This window comes from Prevotella sp. P4-67 (assembly GCF_002251325.1).
Lineage (GTDB): Bacteria > Bacteroidota > Bacteroidia > Bacteroidales > Bacteroidaceae > Prevotella.
Genome location: NZ_NPJL01000048.1, coordinates 1 through 20944 on the forward strand (window position 1 = coordinate 1; position 20944 = coordinate 20944).

General features: G+C 54.1%; 11 protein-coding genes. 5 read left to right on the top strand and 6 right to left on the bottom strand.

Annotated elements, in window-relative coordinates; translation table 11 throughout:
* Positions 1 to 575 precede the first annotated feature (575 nt).
* The 6 genes from CIK92_RS07775 to CIK92_RS07800 are packed head-to-tail and all read right to left on the bottom strand — an operon-like array spanning position 576 to position 11734.
* Positions 576 to 2501 (bottom strand): glycoside hydrolase family 13 protein, encoded by a 1926-nt coding sequence (locus tag CIK92_RS07775; RefSeq protein ID WP_094388708.1) that lies wholly within the window; start codon positions 2499 to 2501, stop codon positions 576 to 578.
* A 21-nt stretch (positions 2502 to 2522) separates the two neighbouring features.
* Positions 2523 to 4445, bottom strand: coding sequence for a type I pullulanase (pulA, locus tag CIK92_RS07780; protein WP_371594125.1), 1923 nt, complete (start codon positions 4443 to 4445; stop codon positions 2523 to 2525).
* Between the two features lie 37 nt (positions 4446 to 4482).
* Positions 4483 to 6618 carry a glycoside hydrolase family 97 protein gene (locus tag CIK92_RS07785; RefSeq protein WP_094388701.1) on the bottom strand — a complete coding sequence of 712 codons (2136 nt, stop codon included), beginning with the start codon at positions 6616 to 6618 and terminating at the stop codon, positions 4483 to 4485.
* A 28-nt stretch (positions 6619 to 6646) separates the two neighbouring features.
* On the bottom strand, positions 6647 to 9319 hold the full coding sequence (locus CIK92_RS07790; protein ID WP_094388702.1) for a 4-alpha-glucanotransferase: 2673 nt from the start codon (positions 9317 to 9319) through the stop codon (positions 6647 to 6649).
* 35 nt (positions 9320 to 9354) lie between these two features.
* Positions 9355 to 10665 carry an MFS transporter gene (locus CIK92_RS07795; protein ID WP_094388703.1) on the bottom strand — a complete coding sequence of 437 codons (1311 nt, stop codon included), beginning with the start codon at positions 10663 to 10665 and terminating at the stop codon, positions 9355 to 9357.
* A 37-nt stretch (positions 10666 to 10702) separates the two neighbouring features.
* On the bottom strand, positions 10703 to 11734 hold the full coding sequence (locus tag CIK92_RS07800) for a LacI family DNA-binding transcriptional regulator (RefSeq protein WP_094385831.1): 1032 nt from the start codon (positions 11732 to 11734) through the stop codon (positions 10703 to 10705).
* 230 nt (positions 11735 to 11964) lie between these two features.
* On the opposite strand from CIK92_RS07800, the gene CIK92_RS07805 reads away from it, so the two are divergent.
* The 5 genes from CIK92_RS07805 to CIK92_RS07825 all read left to right on the top strand — a co-directional run bounded on the left by CIK92_RS07805 (position 11965) and on the right by CIK92_RS07825 (position 20907).
* Positions 11965 to 15054 (top strand): TonB-dependent receptor, encoded by a 3090-nt coding sequence (locus CIK92_RS07805; RefSeq protein ID WP_254046025.1) that lies wholly within the window; start codon positions 11965 to 11967, stop codon positions 15052 to 15054.
* 44 nt (positions 15055 to 15098) lie between these two features.
* Complete coding sequence (locus CIK92_RS07810) at positions 15099 to 16712, top strand: RagB/SusD family nutrient uptake outer membrane protein (RefSeq protein ID WP_094388704.1); 1614 nt, start codon at positions 15099 to 15101, stop codon at positions 16710 to 16712.
* 32 nt (positions 16713 to 16744) lie between these two features.
* Positions 16745 to 17629, top strand: a complete 885-nt coding sequence (locus tag CIK92_RS07815) for a SusE domain-containing protein (RefSeq protein WP_094388705.1) — start codon at positions 16745 to 16747, stop codon at positions 17627 to 17629.
* 30 nt (positions 17630 to 17659) lie between these two features.
* Entirely contained in the window at positions 17660 to 18547 is an 888-nt protein-coding gene (locus tag CIK92_RS07820; RefSeq protein ID WP_094466920.1) for a DUF5115 domain-containing protein, read from the top strand.
* Positions 18548 to 18882: 335 nt separating this feature from the next.
* The gene (locus tag CIK92_RS07825; RefSeq protein ID WP_094388707.1) at positions 18883 to 20907 is read left to right on the top strand and encodes an alpha-amylase family glycosyl hydrolase; all 2025 of its coding nucleotides are present in this window, start codon (positions 18883 to 18885) and stop codon (positions 20905 to 20907) included.
* The last annotated feature ends 37 nt before the right edge of the window (positions 20908 to 20944 follow it).

A 20944-nucleotide genomic window follows, 5' to 3' on the forward strand; every position in this document is an offset into this window, starting at 1 on the left:
TTGGGGAGGGGCTTTAGGGAGGTTGGGGAGGGGCTCTCTGCCTTGGCAACTCTGTAGGAGTTGCGATTCCATAGCCCAGGGTTGAGGCGTGCAGCGCCTCTACCCTGGGTAGCTGCCCCCACTATTTTTGCTACTCTGTAAGAGTTGCGATTAGCCGTAGGCGTTATACTCAGTCTTATGATTTCTACCAGCCCATTTCAATCTATTGTCCTGCTGCGGGTAACGCCTTCGGCTAACCGCAACTCCTACAGAGTTGCCGCTGCTTGTGGGCTTTCCCATATCCACACGCTCTTTGTCTACATATAGGGTAGCGTGCTTCGCCGGCATCCCTGGGCTGTGTAATCGCAACTCCTACAGAGTTGCCGCTGCTTGTGGAGGCCTCTCTCCGAACCCTCAACATGAGCGGAAGAGCTACAATAAGCCCCATCCTAACCATCTCCACCAAGAGGAAGGAGTGTTCTCTAACTGCCTTAAATACAGCAAGAAGAAACTCCTTCCCCTTGGGGAAGGTTGGGATGGGGCTTTTGTTTGACGCCCTCCCCTTGGGGAGGGTTGGGGAAGGGCTTCTGTTTGTTTTAGAAGTCCAGCACCATGGTCTGGCGGGGACGGAGTTTTACGTTGTGGTTGATGATTACGGATCTGCCCGTCGTCACATCTGTGGCTTTCACGGCGTTGCCGATAATCTCAGCATAACGCTTGATGTCGAGCTCGGCTGCCTCGTTTCTGCCATTGATGACGGTCATGACGGTCTTGCCTTTATACTGACGCGCCACCACATAAATGCCACGGTAGGGGCAGAACTGGGTCTGGGAACCCTTCGTAATCACCTCGTTACCTTGTCGCCAGTGGAGCAGTCGGCTTGTCCAGCTGAACATATCGTTCTGCGCCTTGGTGCGTCCTTCAGCTGTGAAGGCGTTGGTAGCGTCGCCAGCCCATCCACCGGGGAAGTCCTTGCGCACATTGCCGTCGGTGACAGACTTGGTGCCATTCATGAGTACTTCGGTGCCGTAGTAGAGCTGCGGAATACGGTTTATGGTCAGCAGCAGAGCCAGTGCCTGCTTGAGAGCCAACGTATCTTTGCCCGTACCCAAGAAGCGGTCGGTGTCGTGGTTCTCAATAAACGCCATCACGCTCTTGGGATTGGCATAAAGATAGTCATAGCACAACACATTGTATATGCGGTTCATGCCATTCCACCAGTCGTCGGTCTCCTCGTGCTTAGCCAGATTGATGCGGTCGTAGAAGGCGAAGTCCATGACGGTCTTCAGATAGCTGTTCTTCTCGGAGAGCTTGCTGTCCTTCTGCCAGGCAGCCGTATAGGCAGGCTCGGTGACCCACGTCTCACCCACGGTGTTGAAGTTGGGGTATTCGCGGTCGAGCGTCTGCATCCAGAGAGCCATGCCATCGCGGTCGGCATAGGGATAAGTGTCCATGCGGATGCCGTCAATGCCAACAGTCTCAATCCACCACTCACTGTTCTGGATAAGATACTTCATGACGTGCGGATTGCGCTGGTTGAGGTCGGGCATGGTGGGCACGAACCAACCGTCGACCGTCTCTTTCAGGTCTACCTTGCTGGCGTAGGGATCGAGCACGGGTGTGAGCTTATAGCTGGTCTGCAGATACTTGTCGTTGACTTTAGCCTTTCCGTCTACGGTGTCCATCTTCTTTTGGTGGGCTGCGGTCTGGTATTCGGGAAGCAGCCATTCGGGCGTGTTGAACCAGTCTTTGGACGGCATATCTGCCACCCAGGGATGCTCAAAGCCGCAATGATTGAAAATCATGTCCATCACCACCTTCAGACCCTTGCTGTGGGCCTCGTCGATGAGACGCTTATACTCCTCATTGGTTCCGAAGCGCGGGTCGACGCGATAATAGTCGGTCGTGGCGTAGCCGTGGTAGGAGGAGCTGGTGCCATTGCTGGGGCTGTCGTTCTCGAGTACGGGTGTGAACCACAGCGCCGTGACGCCAAGTTGGGTGAAATAGTCGAGGTGCTGGCGTATACCCTCAAGGTCGCCACCGTGGCGCAGGCTCGGAGCCGTGCGGTCGCAGGTCTTGTCGCGCATATTCTTGAAGGCGTCGTTGTGGGGATTGCCATTGGCAAAGCGGTCGGGCATGAGCATGTAGAGCACATCCTCATTGGTGAAGCCCATGCGCTTGTCGCCCGCCATAGCGCGCTCCTTCAGCTGGTACTTCACCTTCTGCGTCTGCTTGCCCTGCTTGAAGGTGAGCGTCATTTCGCCTGCCTTCGCGCCCTCAAGGTTGAGGTAGACGAAGAGATAGTTGGGCGAGTCGAGACGCGCGATGGAGTCGATGCGCACTCCGGGATAGTTGACCTCTACGGCGGCATTGCGCACGTCCTTGCCATATACCATCAGCTGGAGCGAGGCATCCTTCATGCCGACATACCAGTTGGTGGGTTCGATGCGGTCTACCTTTACTCCCGCATGCAAGCTCATAGCACTCATAAGCATTACTAATGATAGCAGTTTTTTCTTCATCATCTTGTTTTTATTATGGTTTTACTTCTTGTAGAGTATCATTGCCGACTGGCGGGGCACAACCACCTCGCTGCCATTGACGGGCATGCCTATGCCGGCTTCGGAGATGACGCCGTTGCAGCAGGCCACCGTGTATTCGCCCTCGGGGATGGTCACGGGCACAGCAGCCCGGTTGGCGTTAAGGATGACGACAATCTCTCTCCACGTATCGATGCCCTCGAGGTCCTTCAGGCGGAACGCCACGAGGCAGTCGCCAGTGGCGATAAACTCCAGATGACTCTTTACGGCGTCGGCACTGGCGAGGCGGAAGGCAGGATGATGCTTGCGGAGGCCTATCAGGGCGCGGTAATACTCAAAGACCTGTGGGTGCTGCTTGAGGTTGTCCCAGTTGAACTCATTGATACTGTCGGGCGAGGCAAAGCTGTTGTGCACACCCTTCTTGTCGCGCAACATCTCTTCGCCAGCCAACATGAAAGGCACACCCTGCGAGGTGAAGACCGCCGTCTGGGCCAGCAAGTCGAGGCGGATGATCTCTGCCATGCGGTCGGCTTCGGGCCTCGTCGCGTCGGAGAGTCCGGGAATGCTCGCCTTGAGCCGGTCTACGAGGCACATATCGTCGTGACAGCTCACATAGCTAATCTGCTGTGTAGGCTCGTTTGCCCACGGCTGCTTGTCGTAGTTGACGCGCGCCATGTCGACCTGCTTATGAGCGATGCCGCCCACGATGCCGAACTTGAGGCTCTCCTCCTCGCCCTTGATACCGGCGAGGAACGCACCCTTGGTGTCGTCGCTGAACGGGCCACGCAGCGCATCGCGCATGTCGTCGCTGAACGCTCCGATGCCATTCAGACGGTGAGTGTTGGCCTTCATGGCAAGACTGTCCTGCGGATAGGCACACGCGCCGGCACTCCAGCCCTCACCATATATATATAATGTGGGGTTAATCTGGTCTACGGCGGCACGTATCTGGTTCATCGTCTCGATGTCGTGAATGCCCATGAGGTCGAAGCGAAATCCGTCGATGTGGAACTCATTGACCCAGTACTTGACGCTCTCTATCATAAACTCGCGCATCAACGGCCGCTCCGAGGCAGTCTCGTTGCCGCAGCCCGAGCCATCGGAGTAGCGTCCGTCGGCAGTCTTGCGATAGTAATAGTCGGGGTAGGTGAGCTGGAAGTTGCTCCCGGCGATGTCGAACGTATGATTGTAGACGGCATCGAAGATGACACGGATGCCAGCCTTGTGGAGCGCCTGCACCATCGCCTTGAACTCGCGTATGCGCACCCCTGGCTGATATGGGTCGGTGGAATAACTGCCCTCAGGCACATTGTAATTCTTCGGGTCGTAGCCCCAGTTGAACTGGGGGCGATAGAGCTGCGTCTCATCTATCGATGCGAAGTCGAACAAGGGCTGGAAATGGATGGCGTTGACGCCAAGGCGCTTCAGATAGTCGATGGCGCGAGGCTCGGTCAGAGCCAGATACTTGCCCCGGTGCTGCAGGCCCGAGGTGGGGCTGATGGAGAAGTCGCGCATGTGGAGCTCGTAAATCACGAGGTCGGCAGGCGACGCGAGAGGCGGACGCTGGTCGTCGGCCCAGCCCACGGGGTCGGTGTCAGCCATATTGATGATGGCACCACGGCTGCCGTTGACTCCAACAGCCTTGGCAAACGTGCCTGGGCACTCGCCTCTGCCGATGTCGAAAGTATAGAACATGCCGCCGAGGTCTCCCTTTACCGTAGCCTCCCAGCGGTTGTCGCCGATGGCACGCATCTTCACGGTCTTGACGGGTCGACCGCCCTGTCCGTTCTTATAGATACGCACTTTGGGGAGAGAGGGCGCATTGAGGCGGAACACGGTCTTGGTCTTGTCGTAAGTCATCTCGTCAAAGCGTCCCTGCGCGTTGGCTCCGACCGTAATCATTGCGGCAAGAAATGCCGGTAACATATATTTCTTCTTCATGCCAGATGCTGTGGAGTTGCGGTTACTTTGCGATAAGTGATACGGCGAAGCCACCGCCACGTGCCTCATTAATCTTCAGCACATCACCCTTCTTGACAGTCTTGTGGATAATCTGGTAAGCCTTAGGGTTGTGCTCGTAGTCGGCACCCTTGGCATCCTGATAGATGGCACAGTCGTACTTGCGACCCTTGTCGAGGAAATCGAGGCGCACTACAGCCGTGCGGGCCTCTTCGCCCGTCTTGCCACCTACAAACCAGTTGTCGGTACCCTTAGCCTTGCGAGCCACGGTGATGTATTGGGCAGGCTCGGCCTCAAGATACTTAGAGTCGTCCCAGTCGCAAGCCACATCGCGGATGAACTGGAAGGCGTCGTCGTACTTCTCGTAGTGTTCGGGCAGGTCGGCAGCCATCTGCAACGGGCTGTACATGACCAGATAGAGCGACAGCTGTCCGCAGAGGGTGGTGTGGACGAAGCTCGGGTTCTGGCTCCAGTCAGAGAGTCGGGTCTCGAAGATGCCGGGGGTATAGTCCATCGGGCCACCCTGCAGACGGGTGAACGGCAGCATCACGGTATGGTAAGCTACGTTTCCGCCGAAAGCCTCATACTCGGTGCCGCGGGCGCTCTCGTTGCCTATGAGGTTGGGCCAGGTGCGGCAGATGCCGGTAGGGCGAGTAGCCTCGTGGGCATTGACCATGATGTGGTGCTTGGCGGCAGTCTCGATGACATGCTGATAGTGATTGTTCATAAGCTGGCTGTAGTGATATTCGCCGCGAGGGATGATGTCGCCGACATATCCCGTCTTGACAGCGTCGTAGCCATACTTGTTCATCAGGCTGAAGGCATCCTCCATGTGGCGCTCGTAGTTGAGAGCGGATGACGACGTCTCGTGGTGCATCATCAGTTTCACTCCCTTGGCGTGGGCATAATCGTTGAGCATCTTGATGTCAAAGTCAGGATAAGGAGTGACGAAGTCGAAGACGTCGAGCTTCTGATGGCCGAACCAGTCTTCCCATCCTTCGTTCCAACCCTCGACCAGCACTTCCTGCAAGCCATTCTTGGCAGCGAAGTCGATATAGCGCTTCACCTCCTCGTTGGTTGCGCCATGTGTGCCGTTGGGCTTGCACTTGGCATAGTCGGTGACGCCGAGACGAACCGAAGGCAGGTCGTTGGTGTAGCTCCATGACTTGGTGCCGACAATCATATTCCACCACACACCGCAGTACTTGGTGGGATGAATCCAAGAGGTATCTTCTATCTTGCAAGGCTCGTTGAGGTTGAGGGTGAGCTTGCAGGACAGCATGTCGCGGGCGTCGTCGCTAACCATCACTGTGCGCCACGGGGTGTTGAAGGGTGTCTGGATAAAGCCCTTGCGGCCCACGGCGTCGGGGGTAAGCCATGACTCGAAGACAAGGTTTTTGTCGTCAAGGTTGAGGTGCATCGTGGGGTAGTTCAAGCAGGCTGCCTCGTGGATATTGATATAGAGTCCGTCCTTGGTCTTGAGCTGCAGCGATGTCTGCACCCCGGTGTTGGAGAAGACCGTAGTGGACGAGTTGCTCTTGTATGCCTCGCGGTGTTTGGCAATAACCGCGCGGATGCCGGTAAGCGGAGTGATGTTGTACTCATACTCCTGCGTATCGTAGTCGCCGGGAATCCAGTAGGCGGTATGGTCGGCGGTCATCGCAAACTGGGTGTGCTCCTCCTTTATCACGAAATAGTTGAGCGTCTGCTGCTGCGGAAACTCGTAGCGCAGTCCCATGCCATAGTCGTAAACGCGGAAACGGATGGTGATGTCGCGGTCGGAGGAGGGCTGGTGCAGGTTGACAGCCATCTCGTTGTAGTGGTTGCGGATGGTTGCGGTCTCGCCCCACACGGGTCGCCATGTCTCGTCGAAGGAAGAGGTCTGCGTGGACTTAACCGTGAAACCGTCCATCAGGTCGGTCTCTTCCATGCCTTTAGAGGCGTGCTTGTCCCGGGCAAGCTCCAGTCCGAGGTGGGAAGGGTTTACCACCTGCTTGTCCTTGTATTTCATTTCGTATGTGGGCTGGCCCTTGTCTGAGAGCGAAAAGGTGAGCGACACATTGCCGTTGGGCGACTTTACGGTCTGGGCTGCAGCCATCATCGGGAGCAGCGCCAACAATATGATATATTTCTTTATCATGCTGATAGTTGTTATTGTTTGCTTCATGTTATCTGCCAGACTGTCTGATGAGCGTGCTCAGCTCGTCGGTGAACTTGGCGTCGGCCATGAGATCCTCTATGTTGAGGTGCATGCGGTAACGCCAGTAGTGCTTAGGATTGGCAGGGACATTGATGCGCTCGGCATCGGCATCGGGCAGACGCAGGCGCTCGCTCATGGCAAGCCAGTCCTGAAGACTCAATACGCAAAGCATCGAAGGCGAGTCGAGATGACGGGCAATGATATCCTCGGCGAGCCATCCTGGCAGCGGATGGGGCGCTGGGCCTTCGCGGTAGAGCATAGAGTTGTAGTAATCCTGCGTACGTTCGTAGTCCTCGTCCCACCACTGGCGGAGCGTGGGCATATCGTGGCTGGATATGGTACATACCGAACAGTAAGGGTTCTGGCTGAGATGTCCGAAGCGCGTAGTGGGCGACTTGGGCATGCTCTGGAGCTCGAGGCTGAGTATTCTGAGCTGCTTCATCACCCATGATACACAGTCGGGCACCATGCCGAGGTCTTCGGCGCATACGAGCATGCGAGTGGCCTGTACCAGCTTGGGCAACTTCTTCATTGCCTCGCGATACCAGAACTGGTTGTTGCGGCGATAATAATAGTCGTTGTAAAGGCGGTTGAACGCCTGCTTGTCATTATCGTAGAGCGACTCATAGATAAAGTCGAACTGGGCTGAGATACGCGGATGGAACATATCGGCACGGTTGCGGTCGCGCACAAAGAGCACGTCGCTCACAAGCGAATAGAGTCCGTCGCGCAGCCAGAGGTCTTCCTGCTGGGTTGCGCTGGCAAAGTGAGCCTCTATCTTACGCTGCGTATCAAACTCGGGCTTCATGCGGTAACGCTCGCCGTCGATGCGCTCCAGATACTTGCTGCGCACCTCGTCGGCGCGTCCGTGGAAGACACGGTCGAGCACCCAGTCGGTAATGAAGGGCTGAGTGAAGCGCTCCTCCTGGAAATTGAGCCCGTACTGCATGATTTCCTCACGGCTCATAGCCTGCGACGGAGCAAACTGCCCCGTCAGTCCATATACACAGTCGAGGGGTATCTCCCAAATGCGGAAGAAGCCTAAGACATGGTCAATGCGGTAGGCATCAAAGAACTGCGACATATTCTGGAAGCGGCGCACCCACCATTGGCAGCCGTCCTTGAGCATCTCGTCCCAGTTGTAGGTGGGGAAGCCCCAGTTCTGACCGTTGACCGAGAAATCGTCTGGCGGTGCTCCTGCCTGTCCGTTAAGATTGAAGTATTTGGGCTCCATCCATACGTCGCAGCTGTATCTGTTTACGCCGATGGGGATGTCGCCCTTGAGGATGACGCCCTTCTGCCTGGCATACTCGTGGGCGTCCTTCATCTGCGCCGACAGCACGTACTGAACGAAATAGAAGAAAGCCACAGTCTGGTATTCCTTAGTGCGAGGGTCTGACAGCAGAGCACGGTCGGCCTCGTTCCATACATTATGGTCTTTCCACTGAGAGAAATCGGCTGTACCGTTCTCGTTTCTCAGCCATGAATACTGGGCATAGGGCACGAGCCAGCTCTGGGTTTCCTGGAAGAACGCCTTAAACTGCGCGCTCTTCATCATCTTCTTGCCTTCCTGCTGATAGACTTTGCCTAAGTAGTCCAACTTGAAGGCGTTTGCCTTCTCATAGTCTATCTGTGGCAGGGCGTTGAGTCTGCGGCGCTCTGCTTCAGCCTCACTGCGCGCATCCTTGTCCTTCAACTCGGGCAAAGCGCGAAGGTCGGCATACTGGGGATGTATGGCGAAGATGCTGATGCAACTGTAGGGATAAGAGTCGGTCCAGGTGTGGGTGATGGTGGTGTCGTTGATGGGGAGCAACTGCAGCACGCGCTGTCCTGTCTTCGCCATCAGGTCTATCATCATCTTGAGGTCGCCGAAGTCGCCCACGCCCGCACTCTTCTTGGTGCGGAGCGAGAAGACCGGGACAAGCGTACCTGCCAGTTTGCGGTTCCATATCTCAAAGAAAGCCTGATCCAAGTTGTACACCACCATCGCGCCCTTATTCATGTCGGGCAGGGCGATGGTGCGGTTGCTGCTACACTCCCACATCATCACGTGTCCGGAAGCGTTTGTTACCACAAACTTCAGCTCTATCGGCTCGCCACGAAACTGCTCGGCGTCGATGTCGACAGCCCATTCGCAGTAGTTGTGAAGCGTCATGGGCACGGCCTTGTCCGGACACCATTCGCCTAAAGCCTTCTGCGCACCTATCACTGCCAGACGCTCTCCGTCGCGGAGTTGCGGTGCCCGTACGATGAGACGCAGCGTGCGGGCAAAGGATGTGGACTTGAGAGGCTGCGGAACCTGATGGTTGATGCAGTCGGTAAATGCAGAACTGTAGAGATACGAGTCTTCAGGCATATCATTCCAACGGTCGTACACGTGGTATTCGGTTGCAGCGGTACACGTGAAGTCGAGCACATGCTTCACCGTCAGCCATTCGCTTCGCTCGAAAGTGCCATCTGTCGTCACCTTATAATAATATATAAGGTTAGGGGTGGATGTACGCAGCGAAAGGTCGCACCACCAGTCCACTCCGTCTATGGTGGTCATACGAAGTGTCTTCACCTCGTCATTGTCCATGAAGCAGAGCGAGAGTTCCTCGCCGAATGCAGTACGGTATTCTATATGAAAGTGTATAGTCATTATGTATATGGGTTATAGGATTATTACCATGAGAACTATTTATTCCTGTTGCTCCTGATGGCTGCCACAGAGAAGGCACCGCAGACAAGCAATACGCCAGCCACAATCATCATGTGGCTCTGGTGGGAGCCGACGAGATGAAGGAGGTGGCCGCCACACAGGGCTGCCACAATCTGGGGAATACAGATGGTGCCGTTGAAGAGTCCGAGATAAGCGCCCTTATGGCTGTAGCCCTCAAGGGCGTTGGTGACAAAGGCAAACGGCATGGCGAGCATGGCTGCCCAAGCACAGCCTATGAGCAGGAAGGGCAGTACGAGCATGTTCTTGTCGCCGATAAACGGCACAAGGGCAAAGCCTATTCCGCCGATAACCAGGCTCAGGGCGTAAGCCAGCTTCTCGTTCTTGAACTTCGGAAGCGCCATAGCCCACAGCACCGACCCGATGGCTTGCCAGAAGAACAGCACGCCAACCCAGTTGCCCGCCTCTTGGTAGCCCTTGGAAACCACGTCGGTGGTGTGCCATACGGTTTCGGCAATGGTACCGTTGGTGTAGGTCCACATATACATAAAGGCAGCCCAGCAGAAGAACTGTACGAGTCCGACCTTCCAGAACATCGTCGGCGCATTCTTGAGAAGCGTTATCCAGCCTGCGCACTTCTCTTCTGTCTGAGGTTGGGCCTCGTTGTATTCGGCGTATTCCGCGGGGGTCCACTCCTTTACCTTCAACGTGGTGAAGATGACGCAGAGGATGAGTATGGCTGCTCCGACATAGAACGAATAGATGACCGAGTCGGGTATTACGCCCTTTGCGGCTTCGTTGGAAATGCCGAGAGCCGTAAAGAAGAACGGAAATACGTAGCCTACAAGCGAACCGGCATTACAGAGAAATGACTGGATGGAGTAGGCGAGCGACTTCTGTTCCTCATTCACCATGTCGCCCACAAGCATCTTGAATGGCTGCATGGCCATATTGATGCTCGTGTCGAGAAACATCAGCGAGATAAGTCCGAAGACCATGGCCGTGCCGACAGCCATACCGAACGAACCGGAATTGGGCAGCAGGCACATTACCAGTACAGCCACTGTGGCTCCTACGAAGAGGTACGGGATGCGACGCCCGAAGCGACACCATGTCCTGTCGCTGAGCGTGCCTACTATGGGTTGTACGAGGATGCCCATCAGAGGAGGCAATATCCAGAAATAGCTGAGGTTGTGGGGGTCAGCCCCCAGTGTGGCAAAGATGCGCGATATGTTGGCGCTTTGCAGGGCGTAAGCTATCTGTACGCCAAAGAATCCGAAACTCAAATTCCAGAGTTTCCAGAATGAAAGATTAGGCTTTTGGGTCATTGTTATTTGGTTTTCTGTTATTCTGTTTTTTATCCGTTCAGCGGGTGGTGCCTCTCACGACCAGTCGCGTCCTCACCACACGCATGGCCACCTCATTACGCGGCAGCGAACCTTCCACCTGGCTGATGAGTATATTGGCAGCCTCCTCACCCACAACCACGCCACGTTGTTCCACCGTGGTGAGCATCGGGTCGCAGGCTATGGCACGTTCGCCGTTGGTAAATCCGCAGATGCTTATGTCGTTGGGGATGCCGAACCCCATGCGTTTGGCGGTGTAGAGTATGCCTATGGCGGTGTCGTCGTTGATGGCGAAGAAGGCGTCGGGGCGCTCGTCGTCAGGCAGAGAGAGTATTTCGGGTGTAATTGCCTCAGCCTGCGCGCGGTTGTCACATATACGCACAAGTTTTTCGTCTATCTTCAATCCGTTTTTGGCCAAGGCGTCACGATAGCCGTTATAGCGGTTCTTCGACAGTTCCAGGTTCATCGGCGAGCCATAGAAGGCGATACGCTTGCAGCCGGTATCTATCAGGTGGGTCACCGCCGTAAAGGCTCCGTTATAATCATCCACCACCACTCGCGAACCGTTGACGCCGGTGCAGATACGGTCATAAAACACAAGTGGCACCCCATTGTCCATAAGCTGGCGGAAGTGGTCATACTGTCTGGTATCCTTGGCTTGCGACACGATGACGCCACACACCTTATTCTTATAGAAGTCGTCGCAGATTGCCACCTCCTTGTCGTAACGCTCGTTGCTCTGTGCCACCATCACACGATAACCGCGCGCACGCGCTTCCTCTTCTATTCCCGAGAGGATAGACGAAAAGTAGTAATGCACAAACTCAGGAATGATTACGCCGATAACCTTCATTGGCTGGCTATGGGTGTGGCGCAACGCCTCACCAATGACATTCGGGCAAAAGTTATGTTCTTTCGCGTATGCCTTGATGCGTTCTTTTTGTGACGCGCTGATGCGGGGACTGTCGTTGAGCGCACGACTGACTGTCGCTACCGAGATGCCCAAGTCGCGGGCTATGTCTCGCATTGTCATAGGTGACTTATCTGCCATGGTTTTCAGTTATGTCGCAAAATTAGTCATTATTCCCGAATGTGTAATGCTTTTCTTTGCACAAAATATTAAATTGTAGTGCAATCGTTTGCATTGAGATTGTAGCAGTTTTCGCAAAAAAAAGATACAAGGTGATTAGATTAACCCTAACTTTGCAAGCAGATTGAAATGAGCCCAATAACTACTGAACTTCATTTACATAATATATCTATAACTAAAAACAGCAAAACATGAAGCAGTTGAAAATCAAATTGCCTCTGAAGACGTTGGTACTTGCCGGCAGTCTTCTCCTTGCAACAAGTTCCTTTGCGCAGAACAATGCCATCAAGGGACATGTGAAAGATGCTTCGGGCGAACCTCTCATGGGTGCAACCATCACTGTCAAAGGTAAAGCCGTAGGCATTACCGATGTTGATGGCAACTTCACCATCGATGCAGCCCCTGGTACAGAACTTACATTCACCTTCTTGGGCATGTTGCCACAGACCATCAAGGCAACGGGCAACATGACCGTAACTCTCTCCAGTGATGACAAGCTCCTCAATGAGGTGGTGGTCATCGGTTATGGTACTGTAAAGAAAAACGACCTTACAGGTTCTATCAACACGGTAAAGCCAAGTGAGGTGCAGGCCGGACTTGCTACATCGGCTCAGGACCTTCTGGTAGGTCAGGCTCCTGGTGTAACCGTAACCTCTGCCGGTGGACCTGAAGGCGGCGGTACAATCCGTGTGCGTGGTGGTTCTTCACTCAACGCCAACAACGACCCGCTTATCGTCATCGACGGTGTGCCATTGGACAACTCTGGTATACAGGGTATGGGCAACCCGCTCTCGATGATTGCCCCTGACAACATTGAAAACATGACCATCCTCAAGGATGCTTCCGCTACAGCCATTTACGGTTCGCGCGCTTCCAATGGTGTCATCATCATCACCACCAAGCGCGGTATGAAGGGCAAGCCTCAGGTAAACTTCTCCGCCAATATGTATGTCAACACTGCCCGCAAGACCTACAAGTCTTTGTCTACAGATGCATTGACAGAAGTTCTGACACAGCATTTTGGCGCTGACAGCGACCCCATTAAGTATATTCAGGCCAACGCCCAGAAGTATGGCGTGCTCAACACCAACTGGCAGGACGAAGTGCTGCGTACCACCGTCTCTCACGACTACAACCTGAGCGTGGGTGGAACTACCGGCTGTCTGCCTTATCGCGTGTCAGCCAGCTACACCAATAACAATGGTATTCTGATGGACTCTCGCATGGATCGTGCCACCGTGGGCTTCAATCTTACTCCTGAGTTCCTCAATCACCGACTCAAGATTAAGGCCAACGTCAAGGGCTACTGGATAAAGAACCAGTTCACCAACAGCGGTGCAGTGGCAGCTGCCATCGCTATGGACCCATCTGCACCTATTTATAATAATGCTCAGATGAAGGGTGGCATTGATGGCTACAAGCTCTGGAACGGTTACTACTCTCACATGAATGGTGCGGCTTTCAACACCAACGGTACAAACAACCCAATTGCCACTGCTACCGACAAGGACGACAAGGCCACAGTACTGCGCAGCAACGGTAACCTGCAGATTGACTATGCACTGAAATGGTTGCCCGACCTGCACTTCAACCTCAACCTCGGTTACGATGTGAGCAAGTCTAAGGAGAACCTCTACACTGCAGCCAACTCACCTACAGCATGGGACGGATGGCGCAACGACGGTGCCGGTACTCACCAGTACATCGAGCAGTTCAAGAGCAATACCTTGCTCGATTTCTATATGAACTACCAGAAGCAGGTAGACTGCATCAAGTCGTTCTTCGATGTTACAGCTGGTTATTCTTGGCAGCGCTTCTATAGCGACGGCCACAACAACGGTACTGTTTTCACCACCGACGGTTTCAGCACTCCTGTTCTCAACGCTGACGGCACCTATACTCTCAACTGGGGTACACAGCGTGAGGGTACTACCTACACCGACCCCGCCAAGACGGCATGGGCTAAGCATCTTCAGTTGCTGTCATTCTTCGGACGAATCAACTATACTCTGATGGACCGCTACCTCTTGACATTCACCGTACGTGGTGATGCTTCTTCACGTTTCAGCAAGGAAAACCGTTGGGGCGTATTCCCCGCAGCGGCATTCGCATGGAAAGTCACTGACGAACCTTGGATGAAGAGCGTCAAGAAGGTGATGGACGAACTGAAACTCCGCCTCAGTTGGGGTGTCACTGGTCAGCAGGATATCGGCGACAACTACTATCCTTACCTCGCCACATACGTATCGTCTGTACAGGGCTCTAACTATCCTTCACTCAGCGGCAATGGTTTCATCTCTACCATGTACCCCTCGGGTTACGACCCCAAACTGAAGTGGGAGGAGACTACTACATGGGACGCCGGTGTTGATGTTGCCTTCCTCAACAACCGCATCTCTGCCAGCTTGGATTTCTATCTGCGTAAGTCAAAGGACTTGTTGAGCTACGTATCAGTACCCAGCGGTTCGTCTACCACCAACATGATGAACCAGAACATCGGAACACTGAAGAACCAGGGTGTCGAGTTCTCTATCACAGCACGTCCTATCGTGACCAAAGACTTCTCTTGGACTGCCAGCTACAACGTGGCTTACAACAAGAACAAGATTACCAAGCTCAACAACGATGGTTCATATATTGAGACAGGCGCCATCTCTTCTGGTAACGGAAACAACTGCCAGGTACAGGCCGTTGGTCATCCAGTCAATTCATTCTACCTCTTTGAGCAGGTGTACGACAAGGACGGCAAGCCACTGGAAGGTGTATACGTAGACCAGGATAATAACGGTGTAATCAACGACGACGACCGCCGCATATATCACAGCAAAGACCCGAAGGTGACAATGAGCTTCTCTTCTACTTTCAACTGGAAGAACTGGGACCTCGGTATCGCAATGCACGCCAACATCGGCAACTATGTTTATGCCGACGCCATGTCTGACCATGCTGTCGTTGACAACTGTTGGAAGAACGGTAAGTTAAACAACCTCATCCAGACCGATTACTACTTCAACGGTACCGTCAATCCTGCAATAGGCATCATGAAGAGCGACTACTGGCTGCGCAATGCCAGCTTCCTGCGCTGCGACAACATCACACTGGGTCACACATGGCCCTATCTGCTCGACAACAAGATGCGTCTGCGTCTCTACGGAGCAGTCCAGAACCCATTTGTCATCACCAAGTATAAGGGTCTCGACCCAGAGGTGGCAAGCGGTATCGACCGCGACGTCTACCCACGTGCTACAACCTTCACCATCGGTGTAGTGGCAAGTTTCTAAATCATACAACAAGCGTCTAACAATACAATAAAGACTATAATAATATGAAATCATATAAAAGCATCATAGCTTCAGCATTGTTTGCAGGTCTGGCCCTGACCACCACATCCTGTATCGGCGATTTGGATCTTGAGCCCAATGATCCGAACACCACCACAGCCGGCAACATGACAGAGGCTGCTTACGAGGCCGTGTTGGCTAAGTGTTACTCTGGCTTGGCTGTATCTGGCCAGGGCGGTCCCGACGGAGATTCAGATATCTCTGGTCTCGACGGCGGTACCGGGCAGTACACACGTGCGCTCTTTATGCTCAACGAGTTCCCCACCGACGAGACAAAGTGGATATGGAAAGACGAGGGCGTCATCGACCTTAACACCAACACATGGGGTAAGGGCAACGCCAACATCTTCGGTACATACAGCCGTATGTATGTAGAGATAGCCATCTGCAACGACTTCCTGCGCCTCATCAAGGGCAAGGACCAGTTCAAGGATATGGCTCTCGAAGCCCGTGCGCTGCGCGCCATGAGCTACTATAATATCGTAGACCTCTTCGGTATGGGTGGTTTCGTCACCGAAGACGACGCCGTAGGAAGCAAGCCCAAGCAGATTTCACGCGTCGAGCTTTACACATGGCTGGCCAGCGAGTTGGAAGACATCGTTGCCAACATGTCTGATGCCACTCCCCACTACGGTCGCGTAGGCAAGGACGGCGTTGAGGCTCTTCTCGCCCGTCTCTATCTCAATGCAGGCGTCTTTACCGGCACTCCAGCCTACGACAAGTGCGCTCAGCACTGCGAGAACATCATCGCACGCCATAAGGGCAAAGGTTTCAAGGGCTCTGGTCTTGCAGAGCACTACCTCTATCTGTTCTGCGGCGACAACGATGTATATATGCCAGGTGGCTCAGATGTCAACGAAATCCTTTGGGGTATTCCCTACGATGCCGTTGAGCTCACTCCTTACGGAGGCACCACCTTCCTCTGCTGCGCAGCTATCAGCAACCTGACCGTCGATAACGATGGCGCTTATATGAACTGCGAGGACTATGGACTCAACCAGCAGTGGGGCTGTATGCACGCCACCAAGGAATTTGCCGACAAGTTTGCTTCCGAGCCCAACGACGTACGCTGGTCTATGTGGAAGAAGGATGTAGACGGATTCAAGAAGGAGAACACCGCATTCTCTAAGTTTACCGACGGCTATGGCGTGGTTAAGTTTACCAATCTGCTGCGCGGCAGCAACGGTAATTTCAAGAAGGGTGAAATCACCAAGTTCCCCAACACCGACCTTCCCCTCATCCGTCTGGCCGATGTCTATCTGATGTTTGCCGAGTGTGCAATGCGCGGAGCTGCCGACAAGGCCAAGGGTGTGGAATATGCCAACTATGTACGTGAACGTGCAGGCGTTTCAGCATGGACTCAGACCGACCTCAACGAGCAGAACATGATTGACGAGCGTTGCCGCGAGTTGTACTGGGAGAACGTGCGCCGTACAGACCTCGTTCGCTTCGGACTCTTTACCGGCAGCAAGTACACTTGGTCATGGAAGGGCAATGTAGACAAGGGTGCCAGCATTCCTGACTACATGAACGTATTCCCGATTCCTTCATCGGTAATCGCTGCTCAGCCCGACTTCAAGCAGAACCCCAATTATTAAGCATCAATCAATCTTTATAAACAGATTAAGCAATGAAAAAATTAAGTTATATACTGTTCAGCTTCATCAGCCTGGTGCTTGCCACCGCTTCGTGCAGCGGCCCTGAAGAGGAGAACCCCGTCATCCAGACGCCTACCAAGCTCGTGCTGAACACACCGGCTACTGCCAACCAATACGTAGACCTTGGCTATGACAAGGAGGCTGGCACTGTAAACTTCACTTGCTCGCAGGCCGACTATGGCTTCGCTGCATCAGCCAATTACTACATGCAGGTGTCACTCGATGCGACCTTCGCTAATTTTGTTGAACTTGGCGACGCCTACACTTCATGCAACCTGAACGTGAAGGCAAGCCAGATAGCAGAAGCCATCTGCAAACTGCGCGGCATCACGAGTGAGGAAACCTACACCGACGAGCCTGCCCGCAAGGTATACTTCCGCGTAAGGTCTCAAATCCTGAAGTACGAGGACACCAGCATCCTCTCAAATGTTGTGGCTATGGAGAAGATTAAGGGCTACTTCGCTCTGCGTCTGCCGGGCTACATCTACCTCGTAGGTGCACCTGAGGGTTGGACTGGTCCTTCCGAAGATAATAAGGCCCACTACGAACCCTGGAAACTCTTCGAGGACGACAATGCTGTAGGCAGCAAGGTCTATTACGGAGAATTCGACATTCCTGCAGATAAGTTCCAGTTCCGTTTCTACACAGCTCTGACTGGATGGGACAAGGATTCTTACGGTAGCCAGGAGAAAGACTCACCCAAGGACATCAGTATGACCAACGGCATTTACGACGGAGCCATCGTCAAGGGTAAGGGTAGCTACCAGTTGCCCGGCTGGGCTGGCGGAAAAGTCAAGATTACCGTCAATATGAGCAACGACTCTAAGATGACCGTCAAATTCGAGAAAGTAGGTTAACATTTCAGTAACGTCAAAGTGAACATAATCATGAAGAAATCAACAATAGCATTTATAGCAGTCCTGTCTCTCGTCTTCGCCTCGTGCGATGACGACTGGACAGAGGCCCTGCCACAGGTTAATCCTCAGGAGCAAGCCTTTGCTGTCGACGACATCACGCTCAAGAGCATTGTCCCCGAGGCAGTCAATCTGCAGGAGGCATATATGAAGGACAACAAGGTGAAGCTCTTCACCGAAAGCGTGAAGAACCTCCCCGCTGGCAGCAAGATGATGTACGAGCTGCAGTTCAGCAAGACCGCCGACTTCGCCAAGTACGGCACCCTGGTATGCGAAATGGATTCCGACACAGCTGTCGTGAAAGCCTCTGACTTCCAGAACGCTTATGTGGCAGCTATCAGCCGCGGCTCCAAGGCCAAGCAGCTCTACCTGCGCTACGCCGCTTACATCGTCAAGGACGGGACTTCAGTAGTCCGCGTAGGCGACCCCAACACTTATCTGGGCGCCTCCCAGGTGAAGGTTACTCCTTACCCGAGCGACCTCGTCATCGAGAACAACTACTACCTGCTGGGTACCATCAACGGATGGTCGGTAGCTAATGCCATCAAGTTTGACCACAGTGGCGACCCCTACGACAACCCCGTATTCACCCTTAAGGTGAACATCAGCGAGAGCGATGCTGCCTCCGGATGGTGGTGGAAGGTTGTGCCTGAGTCTACATTCCGAAATGGCAACTGGGTAGACGCTGACAATGCAGCCTATGGTGTGGTTGAAAACGGCGACGGTGCTGCCGAAGGAAGCCTCGTTGGACGTACCGCAAAGAATGATGTAGGTGCAGGATGCCTGAAGATGAGCGGAGATTTGCTGTTAACCATCAATCTCGAGGATGGCACCTACTCGTTCACCCCTATCGCAAAGTAATTGTAAATCCTTAAGACATAGATACATTTTGTCACATAGATTCGTTAAGGCTTTAGATTTTTTAAGTTAGATTGGAAGAGACTGCTCACTTGGCGTGAGTGGTCTCTTTTTTTATTGGCGACGCGCCAACGTGCAAACGATTGCGCAACTGGTTTGTACGTTTCTCACTCTGTCACACTTGTTTATAGGGGAATTTGAGATAACTTTGGAGTATAAACCAAAGGGGTTGCCCAGCGGCGCGATGCAAGCGGACTAACCTCGCCGACAACCATAATTGGGGTATACGATAGTATGGGTATGCCCTCTGCTCTGATAGTAACTAAAAACAGAATAAGATGAAGACATTTTACATGACTCTCGTTGCCCTTATGGCAACATTAGGCATCCATGCACAGGGTTGGCCAGCCAACTACGACGGCGTGATGCTGCAAGGATTCTATTGGGATTCATACCGCGCGTCAAAGTGGTTCAACCTCGAAGCCCAGGCCGATGACCTCGCACCCTACTTCAGTCTGGTATGGATACCGCAGAGTGCCAACTGCGGCAGCGGACGTTCCATGGGCTACGACGACCTTTACTGGTTCAGCAATTACAACAGCTCGTTTGGCAACGAGACCCAACTGCGCTCGATGATCAAGACCTTCAAGAGCAAGGGCATTGGCACCATTGCCGATGTGGTCATCAACCACCGCAATACCCTCACCAGCTGGACCGACTTCCCTGTAGAGACATACAAGGGCACGACCTACCGCATGTATTCTACCGACATCTGCCACGACGATGATGGTGGTAGCACCTACAACTGGGCTGTCGGCCAGAGTCCTAAGCTGAGTCTCAGCAACAAGTATGACTCGGGCGACGACTGGGATGGCATGCGCGACCTCGACCACTACAGTTCCAACGTGCAGAGCGTGGTGAAGGCTTACCTCGACATGCTGCTCAACGACTTCGGCTACGCCGGATTGCGTTACGACATGGTCAAGGGCTACGCCGGAATGTTCACTGGCATCTACAACACCGCCCTCAAGCCTCGCTTCTCCGTAGGCGAATACTGGGACGGCAACGCCAATACCGTCAAGGCCTGGATAAATGCCACCAAGGTCAACGGCGAGCCCACATCGGCTGCCTTCGACTTCCCCGTGCGTTACGCCGTGCGCGACCTCATCGCTTCCAATTGGAGCGCCAGGGCAAAGAACGGACTCGTCGGCGATGCTGCCTACCGCCGCTATGCGGTGAGTTTTGTGGAAAACCACGACACCGAGTATCGATCCAGCACGGAGCAGCAAGACCCTATACGCAAAGACACGCTTGCTGCCAACGCCTACATCCTCGCTGCCTGCGGCACGCCCTGTGTCTTCTACAAGCATTGGCAGGCATACCCCACAGACATCAAGATGATGATTAATGCCCGCCACATAGCTGGCATCACCAATACCAGCACCACCGTCTTCAACGAGTATGTAGCCACGCAGTGCAATGTCCTCAAGACCGAAGGTGCTCACGGCACTCTCTACGCCGTGATGGGCCAGCGCGCCAACGCTTACCAGGCTCCGGCGGGTTATACCGAGATACTGCGCGGATATCACTATCGCTACTTGCTCAGCAACAGCAGCAACGTGGCTTGGGTCGACCTTCCCTCCGGTCACTATGACGATGTGCAGAAGGCTCGTCTCACTGCGGTGAGCAGCCAGCCGGGTGCGCAACTGGTCTACACCACCGACGGAACCACGCCCACCGCGCAGAGCCGCAAGGCGGCAAGTGGCACGCTCGTCGACATCCCCGCCGGCACCACCACGCTGAGTGTGGGACTGCTCGTAGGCACCACGGTATCGGCTGTCATCACGCGCACCTATGAGGTAAGCGCTCCCGAGGCCTTCACTCCCTACGACATCACCATAAACGTGAACGCTGACAACGTGGGATGGAGCCGCGTAAACTTCTGGGCTTGGGACGACCAGTACGGCGACAACTTCACTGCCACTGGCACGTGGCCCGGCGACGCCGTCACCGTCGCTAAGACTATAGAAGGGCGCAAGTGGTACAGCCGCACCTACCGTATAACCAAGCGCGATGCCATGCTCTCATTTGTCTTCAGCACCGCCAGCGGTTCTCCCCAGACCGTCAACGTGTACGACATCAACAAGGACGCGTTCCTCGAAATTGCCACCAGCAAGGACAGCCAGAACCATTACTACGTGCCCGATGTGACCCCGCAGCCTCCTACCGCCATAACCACCGTGACCACCGACATCCAGCGCCGACCCACTATCTGGTACGACCTGCAGGGTCGCCAATACTCCCATCGCCCCACCCAGCCCGGCGTTTACATCAACAGCGGCAAGAAGATTATGATACGGTAAACCTCTGCGGTGCATCAGCATCATGAGATATGCCCCA

Excerpts from the sequence above, each read along its gene's own strand:
- pulA (WP_371594125.1), bottom strand. The coding sequence starts at position 4,445 with ATGTTACCGGCATTTCTTGCCGCAATGATTACGGTCGGAGCCAACGCG.
- CIK92_RS07790 (WP_094388702.1), bottom strand. The coding sequence starts at position 9,319 with ATGACTATACACTTTCATATAGAATACCGTACTGCATTCGGCGAGGAA.
- CIK92_RS07825 (WP_094388707.1), top strand. The coding sequence starts at position 18,883 with ATGAAGACATTTTACATGACTCTCGTTGCCCTTATGGCAACATTAGGC.
- CIK92_RS07800 (WP_094385831.1), bottom strand. The coding sequence starts at position 11,734 with ATGGCAGATAAGTCACCTATGACAATGCGAGACATAGCCCGCGACTTG.
- CIK92_RS07805 (WP_254046025.1), top strand. The coding sequence starts at position 11,965 with ATGAAGCAGTTGAAAATCAAATTGCCTCTGAAGACGTTGGTACTTGCC.
- CIK92_RS07785 (WP_094388701.1), bottom strand. The coding sequence starts at position 6,618 with ATGATAAAGAAATATATCATATTGTTGGCGCTGCTCCCGATGATGGCT.
- CIK92_RS07810 (WP_094388704.1), top strand. The coding sequence starts at position 15,099 with ATGAAATCATATAAAAGCATCATAGCTTCAGCATTGTTTGCAGGTCTG.
- CIK92_RS07775 (WP_094388708.1), bottom strand. The coding sequence starts at position 2,501 with ATGAAGAAAAAACTGCTATCATTAGTAATGCTTATGAGTGCTATGAGC.
- CIK92_RS07820 (WP_094466920.1), top strand. The coding sequence starts at position 17,660 with ATGAAGAAATCAACAATAGCATTTATAGCAGTCCTGTCTCTCGTCTTC.
- CIK92_RS07795 (WP_094388703.1), bottom strand. The coding sequence starts at position 10,665 with ATGACCCAAAAGCCTAATCTTTCATTCTGGAAACTCTGGAATTTGAGT.
- CIK92_RS07815 (WP_094388705.1), top strand. The coding sequence starts at position 16,745 with ATGAAAAAATTAAGTTATATACTGTTCAGCTTCATCAGCCTGGTGCTT.